The following is a 24,714-nucleotide window of genomic DNA, read 5'->3' as shown; positions in this document are numbered from 1 at the left end:
CTCGGCGAAAGGACCCACCGTTTTCTTCACCGTTTCTCGCTCCTCGACGGCGACTGTCGCGACGAGAGCGCCAGCCGGCGAGTAGTCGACGACCGACACATAACATTTTGGACACTTCGGCCCACCGTGAAGCTTTAACGCTTACACCTCAGTAGAACGTATAGAATGGAGTCGTCCCCATCGACTGACACTGAACTCCTCGCTCGAATACGACAGCAGGAGGTCGCCGCCGAACTCGGTCAACGGGCACTCGAGACGGATAATCTCGACCAGTTGCTCCGCGAGGCGACGGCGGCCGTCGCCGAGACGTTGGGCACCGAATACTGCAAAGCGCTCGAACTGTTACCGGGTGGGGACGAACTCGTTCTGCGAGAGGGCGTCGGCTGGAGGGACGGGCTCACCGGGAACACCACCGTTCCGGCGGAGCGCGACTCGCAGGCCGGACACACGCTCGTCACGGAAGAGCCGGTGATCGTCGACGACCTGCGTACTGAGACGCGGTTCTCCGAGACCGAGTTGCTCACCGAACACGGCGTTGTCAGCGGCATCAGTGTCGTCATCGGGTCGGTCGAAGCGCCGTGGGGGGTACTCGGTGTGCACACGACTCACCGTCGCGAGTTCACCGAGCACGACGCCAACTTCGTCCAGAGCGTCGCCAACGTGCTCGCGTCGGCTATCGAGAACGAGCAAACGAAACACGAACTGCAGGAGATTTACGGTCGAATCTCGGACGCCTTCTTCGCACTCGACGAGGAGTGGCGGTTCACCCATCTCAACGAGCGCGCTCACGAGCTTATCAACCCGGACGGCCAGAGGCTGATCGGTGAACAGATCTGGGAGATGTTTCCGGAGGCGCTCGGTCGGGAGTTCGAGACGAAGTACGAACGGGCAATGTACGAACAGGAGACGGTCTCCTTCGAGGAGTACTACCCCGAGCCGCTCGACGCGTGGTTCGAGGTGCGCGCCTACCCCTCTGCGACGGGACTGTCGGTGTACTTCCGGGACGTAACCGAGCGGAAGAAGCGCGAACGCGCCCTCGAACAGAGCGAGCAACGCTACCGGACGCTCGCCGAATCCTTCCCGAACGGCATCGTCACTCTGTTCGACGACGACCTTCGGTACACGCTCGCGGCGGGGCGAGCGTTCGATTACCTTCCGGTCTCCTCAGCGGACGTCGAGAATCGGACACCACGGGAAGCGTGGAGTGACGACGTCGCAGACGACCTCGAACCTGTCTTTCGAGCCGCGCTCGACGGCGAGTCGGGTTCGGTCGAACTCTCGTACGTCGGCCGAGAGTGGGTCATCCACGCGGTTCCGATCACCGACGAGGAGGGTGACGTCTTCGCCGGGATGTCGATGGCCCAGGACGTCACTGAGCAGAAAGAACAGGAGCGAACCCTGCGCGAGGCGAAGTCACAGTTGGAGGCGGCGACCAAAGCGGGAGCGGTCGGCACCTGGGAGTGGAACGTCCGGCGAGACGAGATGGTCGTCGGGCCCTCGTTCGCCGAGACGTTCGGGGTCGACCCGGAGGCGGCCCGCGAGGGCGTGTCGCTCGAACAGTTCATCTCGGCAATCCACGAAAACGACCGCGAGCGGGTCGTCGCCGAAATCGAGGAGGCCGTCGAATCGGACGGCGAGTACGAGTCCGAATACCGCGTCTGGAACGCCGACGACGAACTTCGGTGGGTGGTCGCTCGCGGCAGCGTCGAGTACGACGAGGCAGGGAACCCACTCACGTTCCCGGGCGCGCTCACCGACATCACGGACCGCAAGCGCGCCGAACTGGAACTCCAGCGAAACAAGAACCAACTCGAATCCCTGTTCGAGGTGCTCCCTGTCGGCGTCATCGTCGCGAACGCCGACGGCCAACTTGTCGAAGCCAACGACACGGCCAAGGAGATATGGGGCGGGGACGTGTTCGATGCCGAGTCCGTCGAGGAGTACCGACAGTTTCCGGCGGTGTGGGCGGACACGGAGGAGCCGGTCGAACCCGACGAGTGGACGATGTCCCGGGTGCTCACCGGAGAGGAGGTGACGGAGTCGGATGTCTTCGAAATCGAGACCGTCGACGGCGAGTCACGAATCATCAGCGCGCAGGGGATGCCGGTCAGAGGCGTGGACGGCACGGTGACCCGCGGTGTCATCACCATCACCGACATCACCGAGCGCCGAGCGAACCAGCGGAAGTTAGAGGAGAGCGAACGTCGATACCGAACGCTCGCCGAGCACTTCCCCAACGGCGCCGTCGCCCTGTTCGACGAAAACCTCTGCTACACGGCCGCCGGCGGTCAGTTCATGAAAGCCACCGGCGTCGACCCCGAGGACAGAATCGGCCACAATATCCTTGAACTCTACCCGGACGACGTCATGGAGACTGTCGAACCACACTTCTGGGCGGCGCTCGACGGGGAGACGAACTCCTTCGAGATCGAATACGCCGGCCGAAACCTGTTCGCGCACACCCTGCCAGTCAGAGACGCCAACGACGAGGTGTTCGCGGGGATGCTCGTCGTGCAGGACGTCACCGAACGCCGGAAGTACGAACGAAAGCTCGAAGCGTCGAACGAGCGCCTCGAACAATTCGCCTACGGCGCCTCCCACGACCTGCAGGAACCGCTGCGGATGGTGTCGAGCTACCTCCAACTCATCGAGCGCCGCTACGCGGACCAACTCGACAAGGACGGCCGGGAGTTCCTTGAGTTCGCCGTCGACGGCGCCGACCGGATGCGGGAGATGATAAACGGCCTACTGAAGTACTCCCGGGTCGACACCCGCGGAGACCCATTCGAACCGGTCGAACTGGACGACGTCCTCGCGGACGTCCGCGACGACCTCAAGATGAAAATAAAAGAGAGTAACGCCGAGATCACGGTGGAGTCGCTCCCTCGTGTCGAGGGTGATAAAGGACAGTTACGCATTGTGTTTCAGAACCTGTTAGACAACGGAATCAAGTACAGCGGAGACGATCCCCCGAGGATAACGGTCAGCGCCGAGCAGAGGCACGGAAAATGGACTATCTCGGTCAGCGACAATGGCATCGGTATCGACCCCGCCGAGGCAGACCGGGTCTTCGAGGTGTTCAAGCGCCTCCACGCGCAGGACGAACACGAGGGAACAGGAATCGGTCTCGCGCTGACCGAGCGCATCGTCGAGCGTCACGGCGGCGACATCTGGATCGAATCAGCGGTCGGCGAGGGGACGACGGTCTCGTTCACGCTGCCGGCGAGTGGTGGTCGAGATGAGTAGTTGGAACCACTCTGGCGGCCCGGCGGAGATCCTGCTCATCGAAGACAATCCGGGCGACGTCAGACTCACACGGGAGGCGTTCAAGGAGGGACAGATCGAGAACACGCTCCACGTCGCGAAAGACGGAGTTGAAGCGCTCGACTTCCTCTTCAAACGCGGCGAGTACGCCGACGCACCGTGTCCGGATATCATCCTTCTCGACCTCAACCTTCCGGGGAAAAACGGCGACGAAGTGCTCGAGGAGATACGCGATGACCCGCACCTCTCGAGGATTCCGGTCATCGTGCTCACGAGTTCGGAGGCGGAGTCGGACATCGTCAAATCTTACGAACTACGGGCCAACGCCTATTTGACGAAACCGGTCAACCCGGTGGAGTTCATCGAGACGATACAGTCTTTCAAATCGTTCTGGCTCTCCATTGTTCGGCTCCCGCCGTGTGATAACCAATGATACCCAGCAGCGAACTCGACGTTCTCCTGATCGAAGACAACCCGGGGGACGTTCGGCTCATCGAAGAGTATCTCCGAGAGAGCCTCCCTTCCTCGAACCGGGGGGAAGAAGGAGCAACAGTCGCCGTACCGTCTCTTCGGCACGCGGACTGTCTCACCGCGGGTCTCGATATGCTGGAGACTCACGAGGTCGACGTCGTGTTACTGGACCTTGGTCTGCCGGAGAGTACAGGTCTCGACACGCTTGAAACGGTACTCGAACGCACGACGCAAACCCCTATCGTCGTCTTGACCGGTCTAAAAGACGAGACGGTCGGGTTACAGGCCGTCGAACAAGGTGCACAGGAGTATCTGGTCAAGGACGAACTCACAAGTCCGCTTCTGCACCGGTCGCTTCGCTACGCCATCGAGCGACAGAGTCGAGAGCGACGGTTAGCCCATCAGCGCGAACAGCTCGCGGCGCTCAATAACCTCAACGCCATCGTTCGCGACATCAACGAAGCGCTACTTCAGCAGTCTACGCGCAGCGAGATCGAGCAACTGGTCTGCGAACGTCTCGCCACGTCCGACTCGTATCTCTTCGCGTGGGTCGGCGTCGTCGACCGGAACAGCAAGGAGGTCACCGTCCGGACGGAGGCCGGCGTCGAGGGGTATCTCGACGATATCACCATCACCGTCGACGAGAGCGAGACGTCGAGGGGGCCGACCGGCAGAGCGATCAAAACCCAAGAGATGCAGGTGACCCAGAACATCTCCACGAACCCTGACTACGAGCACTGGCGCGAACACGCCCAAAAGTACAGTTTCGAGTCGTCGGCGGCGATTCCGATCGTCCACGAGGGCCTTCTCTACGGCGTGCTGAACGTGTATGCGGGGCGTCCGTACGCCTTCGACGGCGAGGAATACGCCGTCATTAGTCATCTCGGCGAAGTCGTCGGCCACGCAATCGCGGCGCTCGACCGAAAGGCGGCCCTGATGAGCGACGATATCACGGAAGTCGAGTTTCAGGTCCGAGGGATGTTGGAGCAGTTTGACGTCACCGAGATTCCGGAAGGACCGATCACGTTCGACCGGGCGATTCCCATCGGTGACGGTTCGTACCTCGCGTACGGTACGGTAACCGAGGAGATGATTTCGTCGCTCGAAGCGCTTGTCGAACAGGTTCCTCACTTCGAGGAGGTCAAAATCATCAGTACGAACTTCGGCACCGCGCAGTTCGAACTCCACCTCAACACGCCACCCGTCATCTCGATGTTAGCCTCTCAAGGCGGGTACGTCCAGAAAGCGACCATCGAAGATGGGGACTACTTCTTGACGATCCACGTTCCGCCGAGCGTGGAGATGTGGCGCGTGACCGAGGCGATGCAGGAGACGTATCCCGGCGCCGAACTGATCGCCCAACGTCAGCAGACCCGCTACGATACGTCCGCACAGCAGGTGCAGACGGTTCTCACCGAAGACCTGACCGAGCGCCAGCGAGCGGCGCTCGAGACGGCGTACCGGGCCGGATTCTTCAACTGGCCCCGGGACAGTTCAGGAAAGGAAGTTGCCGAATCGCTCGGCGTCTCGTCGCCGACGTTTCACCAACACGTTCGAATCGGACTGTCGAAACTGTTGGAGGCGCTGTTCGCCGACTTCGCGGAGACCACCCCGGTGATTGAACGCGAGTCCTAACTCTCCCCGTCGTTCCACCCGCCGACGGTCCGCCCGCCGACGGTGCGCGCAAGAGTATCTCTGTCGTTCAGTGACTCTCTCGCTCGCCTGCTCCACCATCGGCGAGCGAGAGACGTACCGGAGAACGCGGTCGGCGACGACGAGCGTCTCACTTCGGACGTCCCCTCCGTCGGAGGACGTAGTAGCTCCGTTATGGACAACGTTCAAAAGCGCGACTCCGTATGGTAACGTATGCCATATCGTGAGGGAGCGAGGTCCAACGCGATTACCCTTTCAGTCGCGATCGACGACGACCGCCTCGACGACGCAGTTTCCAGCGGGCTTTACCTTCCGATCGAGAACGTGGCGAGACACTCGAACAGTCCTGACGAGATGAAAGAAGAGCTTCGGGAGCGACTCGAACGCCTCGTCGTCCCTGTTACGGAGACGTGGGCGCAGAAGACGAGCGAGAGCCACCGCTGACGACCGACGAGTTGGAAGCGATCCGTCGTAACCTGAGAGGGGAACGTCCTGTCAACGACAGCCGAGAGAGTGGCGTGAAGGTCTCTCGTTAACTTCTTCGCCACTCGTCTGACTGCGTGTATACGGCGAGCAACCGAAGTGGGAATGTCTTGCTCGCCAACGTAGTGTACTTCGTTGCTCGGCCGTGAATTTTCTACCTAATTTTTTCAGTGTAAACGGCGGAACAGTATGTGCCCAGCATCCGTATCCCTCGCGGTCAATTCACAGGAGCCACTCGGACCCGACCGGAGCGACGCGTCGTCCGCTCTGACGACCCTGATTCGCCTACGACCCCTCGAACGCGGTCCGTCAGACGCCGACGCGTCGCCCCGTCGACGGGGCACGTCGGACGGCGCGAACCGTTCCGGAAACGGAACGCTTGAGACCTCCTGCGGAAAACTACGACCGTGTCTCGCGCCCGTTTATTCGGTTCCCTCTGTGGACTCGTCTTCCTCATCAATCTCGCGAGAATCGTCTTCGCACCGCTTTTAGACGTCTTCATCGCCGAATTTCACATTGGCGAGGCGACGGCCGGACTCATCGTAACGCTCACGTGGGTCGGGAGCGCGTCCCTTCGGCTCCCTACCGGCTGGCTGCTCACCAAGTTCCCGAGACACCACATCGTCGTCGTCTCGGGAGCGATACTCGCGGTCGCCTCCGGATTTGCGGCGACCGCGGCGACGGTTCCCCACCTCATGGTCGGCGCGTTTCTCATGGGACTGGCTTCCGGCGTTTACTTCGTCTCGGCGAACCCGCTTTTGAGCGAACTGTACCCCGAACGGGTCGGCCGCGTCGTCGGTATCCACGGGGCCGCCAGTCAGGTCGCCGCGGTGGTCGCCGCGCCGTTAGTCGCGCTCACGCTCCTGGTCGACTGGCGACTCTCGTTGTGGATAATCGCCGTCGGCGCTGCGGCGATAACGGCCTACACGTGGGTCGCCGCGATGCGGATGGAGATGCCGAGCGCGGGACAGGCCGACCGCGACTTCGTCGCCGGCGCGCTCTCGGAGTGGCGCATCATCCTCACCTCGCTGGTGATCGTCGGCGCGCCGGTGTTCGTCTGGCAGGGCCTGTTCAACTTCTACGAGCTGTACATGCAGTCGAAGGGGTTGTCGGACCAGGCGGCGGGAGCGATGCTCGCGGTGGTCTTCGCCGCCGGCGTCCCCGCGTTCTTCGTTGGGGGCGACCTGGCGGACAGGCTACCGCAGGTCCCGTACCTGCTCGGAATCGTCGGCGCCTTCGCGGCGAGTCTGTTCGCGTTGACCGCGGTGCAGGGGGTGCTCGCGCTGGGTCTCGTCACCTGTGTAGTCGGCTTCGTCGTTCACGCGCTCTTCCCGGCCGTCGACACGTACCTTCTTGACACGCTCCCGGATTCGACGCGGGGGAGCGCCTACGCCGTGTTCAGTTCCGTCTGGATGCTCACGCAAGCGCTCGGCTCCTCGGCTCTCGGCTTCCTCATCGAAGGGGGCTACTCGTACAACGCAGTGTTCGAGAGCGCCGCGCTCGGCTTAGGCGGGTTGATTTTCGTCCTCGTACTGTTCGAACGCGCGGGGCGACTGCCGAGTTGAAGCGGTGTCAGGCTCCCGCCGAAGGGTTGCAGAGAGGTGTCGGCCCGTCCGGAGGTGACCGACGACCTCGACAACTACGTCGCTCGGGTGCGCTGGGACCCCGATTACGAATCGTCCCTCTTGCCGCCAATAAAGTATAATTAAAACAATATTGGCAGTGCCATACGCTACCACCTCTGTAGACGAATTGAATTGGGAGCATTCGTAACGTTATTTATTAAGGTACATAAATAAGTAATATTAAAAATAATAAATGATAAATACCAACATTTGTACCAATTTTTCGCGTATAACGTTCGAGAGCGGACAATTAAAATCGCGGGAAATGCTCCACTGTGGTCTAAAACATCGACAAATGGCCTGGGTTGGCTGTTCTCTGTGCTTCAAACGGTCACTCAGAGGTTCGTTGCTCGGAGAGCGACTCGGAGATACCGTAAACGGCCAATCGAATCTCATTAAATTGTGCTATCTATACAATATAATGCAGTTCTACTCGCTGCACAGTGCGTCGACCTCTGTTGGGCCTATCTCATCGGTGTACCCGTGATGAGTGAGCTGGTTACACCGAGTGAATATTTTCGGCGAAGATCGCTGAAAGAGGGGTGAACGGCGGGTTATGCTGCGACGGTTGTCGCTTGCTGCACCGTTCGTGTCGTGTGAACGTTTATCACTACTCGGCGATTCGGGAGTTCCGTTCGCGCACGATCCGGTTTTCTCTCTCGCGACCATCGCTATAAAAGGGGAGCGTCGATCAAAATCCACGTCTATTTTCGCGATACGATATATTCTTAAATATACTATTACAGAAATAGTGCTGTAATGGAAACGGCGCCGTACCGAGTTCGCAGAGTATAAAAATATTCGCCTCTCGTGAACGCCTGTATACACTCACCGAGACGTACCTCTTCGACGCGACGGAGTTTCTCCCATCGACTCATCGAGACTCACGTACGGTTTTCGATCCCCTACGCCTCGCTGGAACGGTACAACGGAACACTTCCGCTTGTATTTCGCCTTGTGTGTACTGATAAGTGTTCACGTCTCGCGAACGAATCGTGAAAATCGAACGAGATGGCCATCGTTCGTTTGTGCGCCGTGGGGCGACCGATCCGAAACGATGCGGTCCGGACGGCGGGTGCATCCGCGGATACGGCGACGCGAACGCGGTCACAAACTGTTTTAGGGGTACCGTCTGACCGATAGCTATGACGAAACGGGACACAGGACGGGTGCTCAAAACGACCGCACTCTCGCTGCAGTTGGTCGAGCACATCCTCGAACTCGAGGGGGCGAGTCTGGCCGACCTCGCGGAGGCCTCGGGTCTCGCAAAGAGTACCGTCCACAGCCACCTCAATACGCTTGCGGAGTACGGATACGTCGTCAGCGAGGACAACCGGTACCACCTCGGCGCGAAGTTCTGTCACCTCGGCGATTACGTCAGGACCCGAAAGGAGTACCGGCGCATCGCGGAGGAGGCGATCGCTCACCTCTCGCAGGAGTCAGCGCTGGAGGCGGACTTCGCTGTCGAGGAGGGCGGTCGGATCGTCTCACTGTACGGCGACCTCGACTTCACGAACTTTCCGCAGTTCCTCGTCGACGGTAGTCCCTTCCACATCCACACGACGGCTTCGGGAAAGGCGATCGTCGCCGAGTACCCCCGAGAGCGGGTGCAGGAGATAGTCGACCGATGGGGGCTTCCGGCGACTACGGAGCGCTCGATTTCCACTGAGGAGAAACTGTTCGATGAACTCCAGCAGGTTCGCGAGCAGGGGTACGCCGAGAGCGACGGTGAGGCTATCGAAGGGCTCTGGGCCGTCGGCAAGGCGGTGAAATCTCCTCGCGGGGAGGTGTACGGTTCGTTGAACCTCTCCGGGCCGGCCTACGCCATCGACGACGAGACGAAGGCGGCGCAAGTCGAACTGCTGACGAAGGCGGTCGAGACGTTCGAGCGGGAGGTGACCGAGATGTACGGTGCACCGTCGGGTGGCGGCGAACGCATCTGACCGCCGAGCGGGGAGGAGAGCGGTTGGCGAATCGCCCGCGTTATGCGGACACCGCGTCGTCGGGAACCACGCCCTCCTCGGTCCACCCGCGTAGTTCGTAGTACTCGTCGAGCGCCGCCTCGAAGCCAGGGATGTCGTACGGGAGCGCGTCATCAGAGCGGTCGAAACCGCGCTGGTTGTTGAAGTGGCGTTCGAGCGTGACGACTCGGTTCCCGACGTCGAGGAGTTCCTCGAACGACGCGCCGAACAGCATCTCGTACCGCTCGGGCGTCATGTAGTCGCGGGAGAACTTGCAGACGACGCCGCTGTCGTTGAGCGCCATCTGGTTCTCCTTTTCGATGAGTCGCCGGGGTTTACCGTCGAGTCCGGTCGGGTCCATCGCGTCGTCCTCGGGGACGAGGGGGTACTCCTGCGAGTAGAAGACGGCGTACATGTGGTCCGCGCCGCGGTTCGCCACCGCGTACGACAGCCCCTGTCCGTGGAGGACGCGCCCCTCATGGGCGGCGAAGTCCAACCCCTTCACCGTCCAGTTTTCCACGCCGAGTTCGTCGTGGGCTCGGTCGATTCCTTCGGCGAGGTCGTCGCCGACGCCTTCGCGGCGGGCTATCTTCTCGACGAGGTCCCAGATGAGCTCTCGATTACCGAACTCGTCTTCGCTTGCGAGGTACGCGGCGATAGTGTTCCCCGCGGAGATAGCGTCCAACCCGAGTTCGTCGCACAACTTGTTCGACTTCATCACGTCGACGATGTCGTCGACGCCGGCGTTCGACCCGAACGCCATCGCCACCTCGAACTCGGGACCCTCCGTCTCGACGCCGCGTTCCTCGTCTCTCGTCGGGAGTTTACACGCGAACGCGCACGCCGAGCAGGTGCCCTTCTTGTATTTCTTCGACTCGACGGCGTCGCCGTTTATCCCTTCGACGCCCTCGAACTGTTGCTCGGAGAAGTAGTACGAGGGCAGTCCGCCGATCTCGTTGGCGAGGTCCATCACCGCGACCGTCCCCTGCCGCTTCATGATGTGGTCGTCGGTCGCGGCCTCGCGGTGGATATCCATCTGCCCCGACGGAATCTGGATGTCGGGGGCCGAGTCGCCGCTGAAGCTCACCGCCTTCACGTTCTTCGAACCCATCACCGCTCCGAGACCGCCGCGGCCGAACGCACGCTCCTCGCTAGTCATGATGGAGGCGAAGCGGACGCGGTTCTCGCCCGCGGGACCGGCGACAGCGAGGTTCTCAATGCCGAGACCGTGTTCGTCGTCCATGTACGTGCCGACCTCGGAGACGGTCGCCCCTTCTAGTTCCGGCACGGTCTTGAACTCGACGCCCTCGTCGGTGACGTGAACGGCGAGCAGTTCGTCGCTCGCGCCGACGAGTTCGACCGCGGCGTATCCCGCGTCGGCGAAGTTCCGCGACATAAACCCGCCGGCGTTCGACGAGAGCAGGCCGTCGGTGAGCGGCGAGACGCCGGTGCAGTTCATCCGTCCCGTGAAGCTCATATTCGACGCCTGCATCGGTCCGGTTGTGAAGAACAGGCGGTTCTCCGAGCCGAGCGGGTCGGCATCGAAGGGAATCCGCTCGTGTGCGAGCCTCGTCGCGACGCCTCGCCCGCCGATGTAGGACTCGAGAATCTCGTCGATCGCTTCGGTTCGGCTCTCCCTGGCACCGACATCGACCGTCAGGAGCGGTCCAACTGTGCTTAACATTACCGTGACGGTCGTTCGCGCACCATCAAAGTGGTTACGCATATTGTCTACAGAAAGGGGTCGTTCGAGACGACTCCTCCGTCTCGTGATCGGGCGAACGCAAAGCGTTCGCAGAGCTCGCGAATCTTTGATTCTCTCAGTGACGAGAGAGAATAGCTCTCTCGAACCACTTGACCCGAGGGGTTCACGGATACTGTGTACGTCTTCCATGGGAATCGTGGACAAAATATTTATGACTGTTCCTCATGGTGTCGACCATGACCGCAGGGCCACCGATAGCCGAGCTCCACTACGACGACGCACCGAACGTAGATTCCGTTCCTGGACCGAACTCCCGCGCGCTGTTGGAGAAGCAGCGCGAGATCGACAGCAGCGCGGTGGCGTATCCCGAGGACATTCCCGTCGCCTTCGAGGAGGGGAAGGGTGCGACCGTCCGGGACGTCGACGGCAACACGTTCATCGACATGTTCGCCGGCATCGGCGTGTTGAACGTCGGCCACGCGAACCCCTACGTGTTGGAGGCCGTCCACGAACAGGCGGACAAACTCGTCCACACCGTCGACTTTCCCACCGAGGCTCGCCTCGAACTCATCGAGAAACTCGACGAGATCGCGCCCGGGAGCCTGAGCGGAAACAGTCGAGTCGTCTTCGGCGGACCAACCGGAAGCGACGCTATCGAGGCGTCCATCAAACTCGCGAAGTACAACACCGGCGGGACGGGCCTCGTCGCGTTCCGCGGCGCGTACCACGGCGCGACCAGCGGTGCGATGAGCCTCACCGGGAACAAGGGGTTCAAGGGGAACTACACGCCGCTGCTCGCCGACGTGGTTCACGCGCCGTACCCGAACCCGTTCGAGCAGGGGAAGGGTCCGCAGGAGTCCGTCGACCACGCGCTCGAAGAGGTGCAGGCCATCTTCGAGGACCCCTACGGCGGCCTCGCGAACCCGGCCGGCATCTTCGTCGAACCGATTCAGGGCGAAGGCGGCGTCGTCGCACCCCCGAAAGGGTTCCTGAAGGGACTGCGCGACATCGCCGACGACAACGATGTTCCGCTGGTGTTCGACGAGATACAGAGCGGTCTCGGTCGCTCCGGACAGTGGTGGGCGAGCGAGTGGTACGACGTGACGCCCGACGTGATGACGTCGGCGAAGGCGCTTGGCGGCACCGGCTTCCCGCTGTCGGCGACGATGTACCACGAGGACCTCGACACGTGGGGCTCCGGCGATCACGCCGGAACCTACCGGGGCCACGTCGTAGCCATGCGGGCGGGCACCCGCGCCATCGAGTACATCCAGGAGCACGACCTGCTGGCGCACGCGCGCGACCTCGGCGACTACATCCGGACGCGCCTCGAAGAAGTCGGCGAGAGCAACCCCCGCGTCGGTGACGTCCGAGGGAAAGGACTGTTCATCGGCGCAGCCCTCGTCGACGAGCAGGGACGCCCCGACGACGACGCGGCCGACGCCGTACAGGACTACTGCTTCGAGCACGGCGTGCTCGTCTGGAAAGCCGGCCGCCACGGTAACGTCCTCCGGCTCCTCCCGCCGCTCGTGCTCACGGAGGAGTTGGCCGAGACGGCGCTCGACGTCATCGTCGACGCTATCGAGGCTGTCACGACCGAGAGACAGCGCGTCTGAATCGACTCCCGACCACAATCGATTTTCGATCGTAACCGACTGCCGAACGCGACCGACCCAACATTCCACTCAACCGATGCCGACAGAACGAATCATCACGGACGACGCACCGCGCAACGACAACCCCTACTCGCAGGGCGTCACCGCCGGGGACACGGTCTACGTCTCCGGTTACGGTCCCGTCGACCCGGAGACGCACGAGGAGATCGCGGGCGACGTGCAGGCGCAGACCGAGCGAGTGCTGGACAGTATCGCCGCCGTTGTCGAAGAGGCGGGAGGTGACGGCCTCGACGACGTCGTCAAGGTGACCGTCTACCTCACGGACCTCGACGACTACGACCGCGTCAACGAGGCGTACGGCGCGAAGTTCCCCGGCGACCCGCCGGCGCGCGTCTGTGTCGAGGTCTCGCGCCTCCCGGGGGAAGTCCGCGTCGAGATGGACGCCGTCGCGTATCTCGGCTGAGCCAGCGTCAACGCGGAGTCACGGTCGTCTCAAAAAAGAAACCTCTGCGTCTCGGTTTTTCAGTCGCTTAACTCTTCGAGACGTCGGTCGCGCCGCTCCGTCGCGGTGTCGATCCGCTCGATGAACTCCGTCATCTGCGCTTTCATCTCCGAACGGACGTCCGCCGCGGAGAACTCCTCAGAGTCGGCGAGCAGTCGGGTGAACGCGCGCAGTTCCTCGTCGGTCAGGTCGGCGAACTCCCCGTACTCCAGTTTGTCGACGACCTCGTCGACGTCGATTCGGCCGACCGGTTCGACGTTGAAGTCGACGGTCACCATCCGATAATCGGAGCCTGCGAGCTCCTGCTCGGCCTTGTTGACGCCCTGCGCGAGCATATCTTTGAACGGTGTGTAGTAGCCCATCGTCCCCAGGTGGAGGAACGCGAGCATGTCGGTGATGCCCTGCGTGTACGCCTCACGGGCATCGTCGTCGGGGTTGAACACGGTCTCTCGGTCACGGTCCTCGAGATGTTCGAAGAGGATGGTGAAGTCGAGGATGGCGTTTCGCAGGCGACGGCGGATGCGATTGCGTTTCTGCTTCTTCGAATGTTCGGTGTAGTCGGTCTTCCGACCGAGGAGGTACTCTCTGTCGCTGGGGGTGAGGATGCCGCGTCCGCGGTCCGCCGAGTAGGCGAGACCGTCGCGCGCTTCCGCGTCGTCCGGGGCGTTCGTGTCGTCAGGGGTGTTCTCCATACACAGTTTGTGTATACTGACGAAAGTAAGCATTACGACTACTACTGCCCCGGTATACACCAGATGTGGAACGTTCGTGGCCGAACGACTCGCTCAAAATTTGTGTACTAGTTCTCGTCGACTTCCGTCTCTCGTCGCGGTTCCAAGCACGATGCGCGGCCTCGCTCACTTGATACGTCGCCTGTGGATTCGGGCGGCGAACTGGATCACGTCTCTCCTACTCTCCGGATTGAGCGTTTGTTCGAGTACAACCGTCGTTACGATTAGAGCGTAATAAACGAATATCGTATCCAGGGGATTCAGTAACCGTAATACTTAAATGTGTAATTGTTGATAACCGTGACGTGCGACACCGCATAGCACAGTGAGCGTTGACAGGGGACAGGCTCATGCATTCGAGATTCAATCCACGCAGCGAACGAGACGGCGCACAGGGTGCGAAACGACAAGACAACGCCCGGTTCGAACGGGCGACGGCGTCCGAGCGGTCGGACCGCCGTTCGGTTAGGAGGTGGTGACAGATGGGGACGTCCAGCGACAAAGGGGCGGTCGGTCGCTTCCGCGAGGAACTCGACCCGGTGGTGTTCCTCTTCGGCGCGACCCTGACAGTCGGCCTGATCGCGCTGTACTTCATCAACCCGGAACTCGTCCAGTGGGGCATCGACACCGCCAACGGCGTGATGAACCAGTATCTCAACTGGGCGCTGTTGGTGATCGTCTTCCTCGTCGTCGTCTTCCTGCTGTTCCTGATCGTCGGGCCATGGGGGAACGCCACACTCGGCGACGAACCGCCGGAGTACAGCTTCTTTTCGTTCTTCGCGATGCTGTACTCAGCCGGGTTCGCCGCGGGCGTCGTCTTCTGGGGGCCGACCGAGGCGCTGTTCTACTACGACAACCCGTCGCCGCTGTTCGACGTGTCGGCCGGGTCGCCGGAGGCAATGGTAGTCGCGGTCCAGCAGACGTTGTTCCACTGGGCGCTCCCGCAGCTCGCGGTCTTCACGATAATGGGCATCGCCATCGGCTACTTCACCTACAACTACGAGCACATTCCGCTGCGGGTCTCCTCGGCGCTCGCGCCGCTCCTCGGTAAGGACAACCTCGACGGCGTCGCGGCGAAGACCGTCGACATTGTCGCCGTCTTCGCGACCATCGGCGGCGTGGCGACGTCGCTGGGGTTCATCGGCAGTCAGTTCATCACCGGGCTCGACTACCAGTGGGGTATCGATCTCGGGAACACCGGCGTCATCCTCGTCGTGACGGCGATGACGCTGCTGTTCACGCTGTCGATGGTGCTCGGGGTCGACAAAGGCATCCGTCGGCTCTCGAACTTCAACATGATCCTGTTCGGGATTATAACGGTGGCGACGTTCATCGTCGGTCCGTCGGTGTTCCTCGTGCTGCTCGGGACGCAGGCGGTCGGCGGAATGATCACCGACTTCGTCTCGATGAGTCTCTTCACCGGCGCCGGCGCGATGGGTGCGGGCAACCCCGCTGCCACGGAGTGGATGAACTCCTGGACCGTCTTCTACTGGGCGTGGGCGCTCTCGTGGTCGCCGTTCGCGGGCCTGTTCATCGCGCGCATCTCGAAGGGTCGGACCGTCCGCGAGGTCGCGTTCACCGGCATCATCGCCACGTCGGCGGCGACCATCCCGTGGTTCACCGTCGTCGGCGGGTCGGCCGTCTGGGCCCAGCACAACGGCGTCACGGACCTGCTCGGCCCCATCGGCACGCACGGGGAGGCCGTCGCGGGTTACGCGCTGTTCGAGGCGTTCCCCTTCGGCTCGGTGTTCATGATCGCGTTCATGCTGCTAGTGACCACGTTCTTCATCACGTCTGCCGACTCCTCGACGCTCGCGGTGTCGATGATGACGACCGGCGGGAAGGCCAGCCCCTCGAACATCAACCGGATCTTCTGGGGCGTCGTCCTCGGGATGTTCGCCGCGATTCTGATGACGCTCGGTGGCGTCAACGCACTCCAGTCGGCGGTCATCATCACGGGTGCGCCGTTCGCGTTCGTCTGCCTGCTCGCGCTGCTCGGACTCGTCAGGGAGTTCGGCTCGAACTACGGCCGCGTAGTGCTCCAAGAGCGGACGACGCTCTTCGGGTCCCCGAACGAAGTTGACCAGCCGTCGACGCGCAAAAAGCCCGCCGACGACGACTGACCGGCGGTCGTCGAATAGACTTCTTTCGAACGGTTTTCGTGGCGTTCGCGACCGAACAGCGTCGACGACGTGGCCACAGCATAACAAGTTTTAATGTATGCCATACACGTTCTTTGTGTATGGATAGGGATACCGCGGAGCCCGACACAGCTGCGCTTCCCGGACCCAACGCGCGCGACTGGATCGAGTTCCACACGGAACACGCGGCACCGAGCGAGTACTCTCACGAGTTCGTCTGGGACGTGACCGCCGACGCCGACGGCCCGTTCGTCACCGACGTCGACGGCAACGTCCTCCTCGACTTCACGTGTCACATCGGTGCGGCTCCGCTCGGCTACAACAACGAGAAAATCGTCTCGAAACTCCGTGAGTTCGACCTCGTCGAGCCGATGAAGATAGCGGGTCAGGACATGTACTTCGGCGCGGGTCCGGACCCCGAGACCACCGAGTTCCCCGGGGCGAGCCACCTGATGGAGAGACTCGTCGACGTATCGAGTCACTACGGGATGGACACCGTGTTCCTCTCGAACTCCGGCGCGGAAGCCGTCGAGAACGCGATAAAGATAACTCACGACCACAAACCGGCCGCGAAGTACGCCTACGCGTTCGAGGGAAGTTTCCACGGTCGAACCCTCGGCACGCTGTCGCTCACCTTCTCGAAGGAGGTGTACACCCGCCACTACCCCGAGATCGCGGGCGTCAAGACGATACCGTTCTGCGACTGCGCGGACGCGGACAACTGCAACTGTGGGTTCGCCCGCGAGGACGGCTCACAGTTCCGAAACGTGCTCGAACCCGAGGGCGGACACGTCAACCCCGACGAAATCGCCTTCGCCATCCTCGAACCGATTCAGGGCGTCGGCGGCTACCGCTTCCCGAACGAGTCGTTCGTCGCCGAGGTGGGCGACATCTGCGAGACGTACGATATCCCGCTCGTCGTCGACGAGATTCAGTCGGGCGTCGGCCGGACGGGAGAGATGTGGGCGTCCGACCACTACCCCATCGAACCCGACGTCATCGCGAGCGCGAAGGCGTTGCGCGTCGGCGCGACCATCTCGAAGAAGGAGATCTTCCCCGAGGAGAAGAACCGCCTCGGATCGACGTTCGGCGGCGGCGACCTCCTCGCCTCGATGCAGGGGGCGTTCACGCTGGAGGCCATCGAAGAGTACGACCTCCTCGACAACGCCACCGAACGCGGCCGACAGGCCAAGGAACTCCTGCGCGACGGCGCGCCCGACCACGTCGACGACGTGCGCGGGAAAGGGCTGATGCTGGCCGTCGAGTTCGATACCAAGGACCGCCGCGACGCCGTCGTCCAGGCGGCTCTGGAACGCGGCCTGCTCACCCTCGGCTGCGGGAAGAAGACGATTCGTCTGCTCCCGCCGTTAGACTCAACCGAGCGGGAGATCGAACTGGGAATCGGCATCTTCAACGAGGCGATGCACGACGTCGGCTCAAAGGCGCTCGCCTGACGCGGCGACGAGAGAGTCCGCGAAACGCGCGGAAAAGCGTCCGAAGACTCCGCGGAAAACGCGCGACAGCCGTAAAAACGGCGAATCGTCAGCTATACTCGTTCTCTCTCCGCACCTCCGCGTCGAGGCTGTGCCTCACGACGCTCACGTCGTCGAGCGCGTCGAGCGCGGCTAACACGTCGCGGAGGTGGTCGGGACCGCTCCCCTCGACGCCGACTCGCACCGGTGTCCGGTTGAGGTCGTCGACCGCCATCGGTCGAACGCGTTCGAGCGCGTTGAGTTCCGCCCCCTGTTCCTCGACCGTCTCCGTCACGTCACCGAGAACTGTCGGCCATCCCGCGAGTTCGAGGCGGGCCTCGGTGTAGCGACCGAGGCGTTCGAGACCGACCCGACTCAGTTCGGCGTGGTCGGTGAGGTTCGTGTTCCCACCGGAGACGACGGCCGCGACGCGCTCTCCCTTGACGTCGACTGCTCCCGAGAGCAGCGCTGCGACTGGTGCCGCGCCGGCTGCCTCGGCGACCGTCTTCGCCCGCTCCGCGAGCAGCGCTGTCGCGACTGCGAGGTCGGCGTCGCTCACTGCGACGACGTCGTCGACGCGCTCGCGGACGACAGCGAACGTCTTCACCAGCAGTCGGGCGTCGGCGATGCCCTCGGCGACGGTGTCGACCTCCGAGAGCACGTGAATCTTGTCGCGTTCGAGCGAGGGCTTGGCGTGGGCCGCCCCCTCGGGTTGGACGCCGACGACGCGGATATCGGGGTCGTGCGCTTTCACCGCCGTCGCGATGCCCGAAACGAGACCGCCCCCGCCTATCGAGACGAGCACGGTGTCGACGTCCGGGTCTTGCTCGACCAGTTCGAGACCGACGGTCCCCTGTCCGGCGATGACGCGCTCGTCGTCGAACGGGTGGACGAACTCTCGGCTCTCCTCGTCGGCGAGTTCCAGCGCGTGTTCGTACGAGCGTTCGTAGTCGCGTCCTTCGACAACGACGTCGGCGCCGTAGCCGCGAGTTGCCTCGATTTTCGCCGCCGGTGTCACCTCGGGGACGACGATGGTGGCGTCAATCTTGAGCAACTGTCCAGCGAGGGCGACTCCCTGCGCGTGGTTTCCGGCGCTTGCGGCGACGACGCCGCGCTCGCGCGCCTCCTCGGGGAGTTGGGCCATCGCGTTGTACGCGCCGCGAATCTTGAACGACCCCGTCCGCTGGACGTTCTCCAGTTTGAGTCCGACCGCGGCGGCGCCGCTTCGCTCGGCGAACGTCGTCGACCCGTCGAGCGGCGTCCGGTGGACCACGTCCGCGAGGCGCTCCGCGGCGGCCTCGACGTCAGCGGTGGTGACGACCTCGTCGGCGGAGGGTATCTCGTCGGACAATCCGGACCCCTCGGACTCACCGGACCCCTCGGACTCACCGGACCCCCCGGACGGCGAACTCACGGTCCGTCCTCCGCGACGGCGAGAATCGCGCCCGTGAGCAGTTCGACGCCGGTTTTGAGGCTGCGCTCGTCGACGTCGAACGTCGGCGTGTGGTGGCTCGTCGGGTGGTCGGTGCCGACGATGAGGTACGACGCGAAGCCGCCCTCGCGTTGGACGCGCTGCATGAGGAACGTCGCGTCCTCGCTCGCGCCGAAGTCTGCGGTGGGAACGACGGTGTCGACGCCCTCAACGCCGCGGGCGACGTCGGCGACGACGTCGACGAGTTCGGGGTCGCTGTCGGCGCGCGGACTCTCGCTCACCACGTCGACGTTGGCCTCGCAGCCGTGCATCTCGGCGGCCGTCTCGAACGTCCTCGTGAGCTCTTCCTTCGCGTACTCCATCAGCGCCGTCGTCTCGCCGCGGGCCTCGGCGACGGCGCCGACGTCCTCGGCGATGATGTTGCTCGCCGTGCCGCCCTCGACCCGCCCGACGTTGACGCGGGTCATCCCGTCGGCGTGGCGCGGAATGCCGTAGACGTTCTGGATGGCGGTTCCGAGCGCCTGAATGGCGTTGTCTCCGTCCTGCGGCGCTTTACCGGCGTGTGCGGAGGTGCCTTCGATCTCGACGTCGACGTGACACATCGCCAGCGGGCGCTCGATGCCGGCGACGACCTCTCCCGTCGGGTGGTCGAGACCGACGTGGACGGCGAACAGGTAGTCGAGTTCGTCGGTGTACTCGCTCTTCGCCATCGGACACCCGCCGCCGGACACCTCCTCGGCGGGTTGGAAGAACACGACGAGTCGGCCCTCGAACTCGCTTTCCTTTATCGCTTCGAGGGTGGCGAGCCCCCACGTCATGTGGGCGTCGTGGCCGCAGGCGTGCATCGTCTCGCCGGTCTCCGAGCGGAAGCCCTCGGCGGTCGGCGCGTGGTCGGCGTCGTCGGACTCTTCGATGAACAGCCCGTCGATGTCGACGCGGAGACCGACGGTCGGTCCTTCGCCTCGGTCGAGAACGGCGACGGCTCCGGTGTTGCCGCCCACCATCTTCCGGAGGAGTTCGTCGTCCACGCCGCGCTCGCGCGCTCGGTCGTACCACGCTTCGAGGCGGTCTTCGGGCGGGACGGCCATCCGGTCGTCGGGGTCGTACGCCTCCGGTCCGACGGCGAGTTCGTCGACGCCGATGGCTCGAAGCTCCTCGACGAGCCACGCGGTCGTCTGGAACTCACACCAGCCGGGTTCCGGATACCGGTGGAGCTCTCGTCGCAACTCGCTCAATCGTGCTCGTATCGGCTCAACCATGCGCTATTGTAACATGGCCCGCGCACTTAACTGTGAACGATTTCCGTTGATAGCGGTTACACAAAAACACTAAGTCGGACTCTCACAATCGTACGACCGTACATGCCGGACGGATCTCGCGGGTCGCACGAGTTACGCGATTCACGCGGTTCGCAGGCGTCGGCGACCGTCGCGCACCGCCGTCCGGCGGAGAAGCAATCTACATGACCACGAACCCGGACGTCGTCGTCCTCCGCGAGGGGACGGAAGGACTCTCGATGGAATCGTACGCCGAAGTGCTGCGCGAACACCTCCCCGACCAGTCGGTCGCGCTTGCTCGAACGCCGAAACAGGAGCGCGAACTCGTCACGGAGGCGCGCGTTGTCACCGGAATTAGTATCGACGAGGAACTGCTCGCCTGCGCCGAGCGCCTCGAACTGTTCGCCTGCACGTTCGCCGGGACCGACCACCTGCCGATGGACGCGCTCGAGGACCACGGCGTCGCCGTCACGAACGCCGGCGGCATCCACGCGCCGGGCATCGCCGAACAGGCCATCGGAAACATGCTCACCTTCGCCCGCCGACTCCACGAGGGGTGGCGGCGAAAGCAGCGCTCGGAGTGGCGACACTTCCAGTCAGGCGAGTTCACCGACAGCACCGTCACAGTCGTCGGTCTCGGTTCCATCGGCCAGGCGCTCGTCCAGCGCCTCCAAGGGTTCGAGGTCGACACCATCGGTATCCGTTACACCCCCGAGAAAGGCGGACCGACCGACGAGGTCGTCGGCTTCGACGAGGACGCGATTCACGACGCCCTCTCGCGCAGCGAGTACGTCGTCCTCGCCTGCCCGCTCAACGACCTGACCCGTGGCCTCTTGGGTGAAGAAGAGTTCGCGACGATGCGACCCGACGCGGTGCTCGTCAACACCGCCCGGGGCGGCATCGTCGACACCGACGCACTCGTGTCGGCGCTGCAATCGAACAAGATACGCGGCGCGGCGCTCGATGTCACCGACCCCGAACCGCTCCCAGCCGACCATCCGCTGTGGGACCTCGAAAACTGTCTCATCACGCCGCACACGGGCGGCCACACGCCGAAACACTGGGATCGGCTCGCAGATATCGTTGCCGAGAACGTCGGCCGCCTGGACGCTGGCGAGCGACTCACGAACCAAGTGCTCGCACCGGAGTCGGTCTGACCGCCGTCGATGACCGCGACAGACTCCTCCGCCGACCCCCGTGCAAAGTACGAGTACGCCGGCGGCGACGTCGACCGCCCGGGTCTCGTCCGCGATCTCGAATCGCGCGTCGACGGCGACGTTCGCTTCGACGAGTATACGCGACAGCTGTACGCGACCGACGCCTCAGCCTACGAGGTGACCCCCGTCGGCGTCGTCTTCCCGACGTCGACGGCGGACGTCGCCGCAGTCGTCGATTACTGCGCCCAGCGCGAGATTCCAGTTCTCCCGCGCGGCGGCGGCACAAGCCTCGCGGGACAGGCCGTCAACGAGGCGGTCGTCCTCGACTTTTCGCGTTATATGGACGCCGTCGTCGACGTCGACCCCGGTGAAAGAAGAGCGACTGCGCAGGCCGGAACGATTCTCGCGGAGCTAAACGAACGCGCGGCTCCGCACGGCCTGAAGTTCGGTCCCGACCCGGCCGCGGGCGATCGGAGCGTCCTCGGCGGCGCCATCGGCAACAACTCGACCGGCGCGCACTCGCTCGTGTACGGCAAGACTGACTACTACGTCGAGGAGGCGGAGGTCGTCCTCGCCGATGGGACAGTGACGAGATTCGGCGACATCGCGGTCGACGAACTCCGCAAGAAGGCCGACCCCGACGCGGAGGTGTGGGGCGACGACGGTCCCGACAGTGACCTCCTGCCGCGCATCTACGCAGAGGTCGTCCGCATCCTCGACGACGAGGCCGAGGAAATCGACGCGCGGTATCCCGACCTGAAGCGCAACGTCTCGGGGTACAACCTCGACATGCTCGTCGACGAGGCGCGCGGCGAGCGTCGCACGCCCAACGACTCGCGAGTCGACCCCGATAGCGAAGCGGGAACTGTCAACCTCGCGCGTCTGCTCGCCGGGAGCGAGGGAACCCTCGCAATCGTCACCGAGGCGACCGTCTCGCTCGAACTAGTGCCGAACACGAAGGCGGTCGCGCTGTTAACGTACGAAGACGTGTACGCCGCCGCCGCCGATGTCGCGCCCATCCTCGAGCACGGACCCGCCGCCGTCGAACTCATCGACGACGTGCTCATCGACCTCGCGCTGGAGACCGCCGAGTTCCACGATGTCGCCGCGTCGCTCCCGGAGGGGACGCGCGGCGCGCTCCTGGTCGAGTTCTACGCCGACTCCGAAGAACACGGTCGCCAGCAGGTGGCGGATCTCCTCGCCTCGCGCGTGCCGTCGGCGACCCCCGAGACGACGCCGTCCGAGAGCGTCGAACCCGCCGACGACGCTCGCGCGTTCGCGGCACTGGAGGCCCACGACGCCGCGGAGCGCGCGGGACTCTGGAAGATGCGGAAGGCGGCCGCGCCCATCCTGCTGTCGCGGACGACCGACGAGAAGCACATCTCGTTCATCGAGGACTGCGCGGTTCCGGCGGAGCGACTCCCGGAGTACGTCGAGCGGTTCCGCGAGGTCATCGACGACCACGACGCGAACACGAGTTTCTACGCGCACGCCGGCCCCGGCGTCCTCCACGTGCGCCCGCTCGTCAACACCAAGACCGTCGAGGGGCGGGAGACGTTCGAGACAATCGCCGACGCGGTGACCGACTTCGTCGTCGAGTTCGGCGGCAGCGTCTCAGGCGAACACGGCGACGGCCGCGCGCGGACCCAGTGGAACCGCAAACTGTACGGTGACCGACTCTGGCGGGCGTTCCGCGACTTGAAGACGACGTTCGATCCCGACTGGCTGTTGAACCCCGGGCAGGTCTGCGGTTACGCCGAGTCGGAGACGCGACCGGCGGACGCGCCGCCGCGCGCCGACGCCGTCTCGATGGCCGAGAATCTGCGATTCGACCCGGAGTACGAGTTCGACCCTGGCTTCGACCCCGCGCTCCGGTGGGACACGGCGAACGGCTTTCAAGGGATGGCCGAACTCTGTCACGGCTGTGGCGGCTGTCGGGGGAAGCAAGACACCACAGGCGGCGTGATGTGTCCGACCTACCGCGCCGCCGAGGAGGAGAGCCTCTCGACCCGCGGGCGGGCGAACATGCTCAGACAGGCGATGAGCGGCGACCTCTCCGAGGAGAGTCACGACGTGGCGTTCGTGCGGGAGGTGATGGACCTCTGTGTCGGCTGTAAGGGGTGCGCGCGCGACTGCCCCAGCGAGGTCGACATGGCGAAGCTCAAAGCCGAGGTCGAACACGCCCACCACGAGCGCCACGGCGCGAGCCTCCGTGACCACCTGTTCTCGGAGGTCGACCGACTCAACGCTCTCGGATCGGCGCTCGCCCCCGTCTCGAACTGGGCGGCGAAACTTCCGGGTGCGCGGACGCTGCTGGAGAAGACCGTCGGCATCGCCCGAGAGCGCTCGCTGCCGACGTTCCGCCGCGAGACGTTCGTCGACTGGTTCGACGAGCGTGGCGGCTCCCGCGTCCCGGTGTCGGCAGCCGACAGACGGGTGCTGCTGTTCCCGGACACGTACACGAACTATAATCACCCCGAGGCTGGGAAGGCGGCTGTCCGCGTGCTCGAATCGGCGGGCGTCCACGTCGCACTCCCCGAGGACGTCACCTCGACCGGTCGGCCCGCCCACTCGAAGGGTTTTCTCGACCGTTCCCGAGAGCGCGCCGCGACGAACGTGGCGGCGCTGGCTCCTCGCGTCGCCGACGGCTGGGACGTCGTCCTCGTCGAACCCTCCGACGCGGTGATGCTCCAGTCGGATTATCTCGACCTACTAGGCGAGTCGCGGGACGCGTGCGATTCGAACCGGTCGGTCCCCCTCAAGGACCTCAAGGCCGTGGCGGCGAACACCTACGGTGTCATGGAGTACCTCGACGTGTTCCGACTCGACGAGGCGCTGCCGCTGTCTGCGCCCGCCGAGTCGCTGACCTACCACGGCCACTGCCACCAGAAGGCGACGCGGAAAGACCACCACGCCGTCGGCGTGCTCCGACGTGCCGGGTACGAGGTCGACCCACTCGACTCCGGATGCTGTGGCATGGCCGGGAGCTTCGGCTACGAGGCTGAACACTACTCGATGAGCGAGGCCATCGCCAGCATCCTCTACGACCAGGTCGACGAGAGCGGCGGCGACGTCGTCGTCGCCCCCGGCGCGTCGTGTCGGACGCAACTGGGTGACCGCGGCGAAGCCGCACTGGAGCCGCCGCATCCGGTCGAGAAAGTCGCCGAGGCGCTGAACCGCTGAGGAAAATCAGCGCTGCGCGGGAAGCTGGAGCCGTCAGCGCC

16 protein-coding genes are annotated in these 24,714 nt (G+C 63.7%); 12 read left to right on the top strand and 4 right to left on the bottom strand.

Features of this window, described 5'->3' with window-relative positions:
- The first annotated feature begins 165 nt into the window (after positions 1-165).
- The 6 genes from LAQ58_RS18000 (at position 166) to LAQ58_RS17975 (ending at position 9,439) form a co-directional block, all read left to right on the top strand.
- Complete coding sequence (locus LAQ58_RS18000; protein WP_224450249.1) at positions 166-3,246, top strand: PAS domain-containing protein; 3,081 nt, start codon at positions 166-168, stop codon at positions 3,244-3,246.
- Entirely contained in the window at positions 3,239-3,697 is a 459-nt protein-coding gene (locus LAQ58_RS17995; protein WP_224450248.1) for a response regulator, read from the top strand. Before LAQ58_RS18000 ends, LAQ58_RS17995 begins: the two co-directional genes overlap by 8 nt.
- Positions 3,694-5,370 (top strand): bacterio-opsin activator domain-containing protein, encoded by a 1,677-nt coding sequence (locus tag LAQ58_RS17990; protein WP_224450247.1) that lies wholly within the window; start codon positions 3,694-3,696, stop codon positions 5,368-5,370. The genes LAQ58_RS17995 and LAQ58_RS17990 overlap by 4 nt, the downstream gene beginning before the upstream one ends.
- A 231-nt stretch (positions 5,371-5,601) precedes the next feature.
- On the top strand, positions 5,602-5,832 hold the full coding sequence (locus tag LAQ58_RS17985) for a hypothetical protein (protein WP_224450246.1): 231 nt from the start codon (positions 5,602-5,604) through the stop codon (positions 5,830-5,832).
- Between the two features lie 446 nt (positions 5,833-6,278).
- Entirely contained in the window at positions 6,279-7,436 is a 1,158-nt protein-coding gene (locus tag LAQ58_RS17980; protein WP_224450245.1) for an MFS transporter, read from the top strand.
- Positions 7,437-8,641: 1,205 nt separating this feature from the next.
- Positions 8,642-9,439, top strand: coding sequence for an IclR family transcriptional regulator (locus tag LAQ58_RS17975; protein WP_224450244.1), 798 nt, complete (start codon positions 8,642-8,644; stop codon positions 9,437-9,439).
- 40 nt (positions 9,440-9,479) lie between these two features.
- Here the strand turns inward: LAQ58_RS17975 and LAQ58_RS17970 are convergent, their stop codons facing one another.
- On the bottom strand, positions 9,480-11,141 hold the full coding sequence (locus LAQ58_RS17970) for an aldehyde ferredoxin oxidoreductase family protein (RefSeq protein WP_224450243.1): 1,662 nt from the start codon (positions 11,139-11,141) through the stop codon (positions 9,480-9,482).
- A gap of 257 nt (positions 11,142-11,398) precedes the next feature.
- Between LAQ58_RS17970 and LAQ58_RS17965 the strand changes: the two genes are divergently transcribed.
- Complete coding sequence (locus LAQ58_RS17965; protein WP_224450242.1) at positions 11,399-12,778, top strand: aspartate aminotransferase family protein; 1,380 nt, start codon at positions 11,399-11,401, stop codon at positions 12,776-12,778.
- 76 nt (positions 12,779-12,854) lie between these two features.
- On the top strand, positions 12,855-13,241 hold the full coding sequence (locus LAQ58_RS17960) for a RidA family protein (protein WP_224450241.1): 387 nt from the start codon (positions 12,855-12,857) through the stop codon (positions 13,239-13,241).
- Positions 13,242-13,300: 59 nt separating this feature from the next.
- On the opposite strand, the gene LAQ58_RS17955 is transcribed toward LAQ58_RS17960, so the two are convergent.
- Entirely contained in the window at positions 13,301-13,972 is a 672-nt protein-coding gene (locus LAQ58_RS17955; protein ID WP_224450240.1) for a DUF8102 family protein, read from the bottom strand.
- A 521-nt stretch (positions 13,973-14,493) separates the two neighbouring features.
- Between LAQ58_RS17955 and LAQ58_RS17950 the strand changes: the two genes are divergently transcribed.
- Positions 14,494-16,134, top strand: coding sequence for a BCCT family transporter (locus LAQ58_RS17950; RefSeq protein ID WP_224450239.1), 1,641 nt, complete (start codon positions 14,494-14,496; stop codon positions 16,132-16,134).
- 119 nt (positions 16,135-16,253) lie between these two features.
- A complete protein-coding gene (locus LAQ58_RS17945; protein ID WP_224450238.1) occupies positions 16,254-17,606 on the top strand; it encodes an aminotransferase class III-fold pyridoxal phosphate-dependent enzyme in 1,353 nt (450 codons plus the stop codon).
- 88 nt (positions 17,607-17,694) lie between these two features.
- Here the strand turns inward: LAQ58_RS17945 and ilvA are convergent, their stop codons facing one another.
- Both ilvA and LAQ58_RS17935 read right to left on the bottom strand, forming a co-directional pair.
- Positions 17,695-18,975 carry a threonine ammonia-lyase gene (gene ilvA, locus LAQ58_RS17940; RefSeq protein WP_224450621.1) on the bottom strand — a complete coding sequence of 427 codons (1,281 nt, stop codon included), beginning with the start codon at positions 18,973-18,975 and terminating at the stop codon, positions 17,695-17,697.
- 59 nt (positions 18,976-19,034) lie between these two features.
- Positions 19,035-20,315, bottom strand: a complete 1,281-nt coding sequence (locus LAQ58_RS17935; RefSeq protein WP_224450237.1) for an amidohydrolase — start codon at positions 20,313-20,315, stop codon at positions 19,035-19,037.
- Between the two features lie 203 nt (positions 20,316-20,518).
- Here LAQ58_RS17935 and LAQ58_RS17930 point away from each other — a divergent pair, with 203 nt between their 5' ends.
- Entirely contained in the window at positions 20,519-21,490 is a 972-nt protein-coding gene (locus tag LAQ58_RS17930; RefSeq protein ID WP_224450236.1) for a D-2-hydroxyacid dehydrogenase, read from the top strand.
- A gap of 9 nt (positions 21,491-21,499) precedes the next feature.
- The gene (locus LAQ58_RS17925; protein ID WP_224450235.1) at positions 21,500-24,673 is read left to right on the top strand and encodes an FAD-binding and (Fe-S)-binding domain-containing protein; all 3,174 of its coding nucleotides are present in this window, start codon (positions 21,500-21,502) and stop codon (positions 24,671-24,673) included.
- Positions 24,674-24,714 lie beyond the last annotated feature (41 nt).

Source organism: Haloprofundus salilacus (genome assembly GCF_020150815.1).
GTDB classification, from domain to species: domain Archaea; phylum Halobacteriota; class Halobacteria; order Halobacteriales; family Haloferacaceae; genus Haloprofundus; species Haloprofundus salilacus.
Note: the sequence above shows the minus strand (reverse complement) of the source record. Positions and strands in the feature narration are given on the sequence as shown.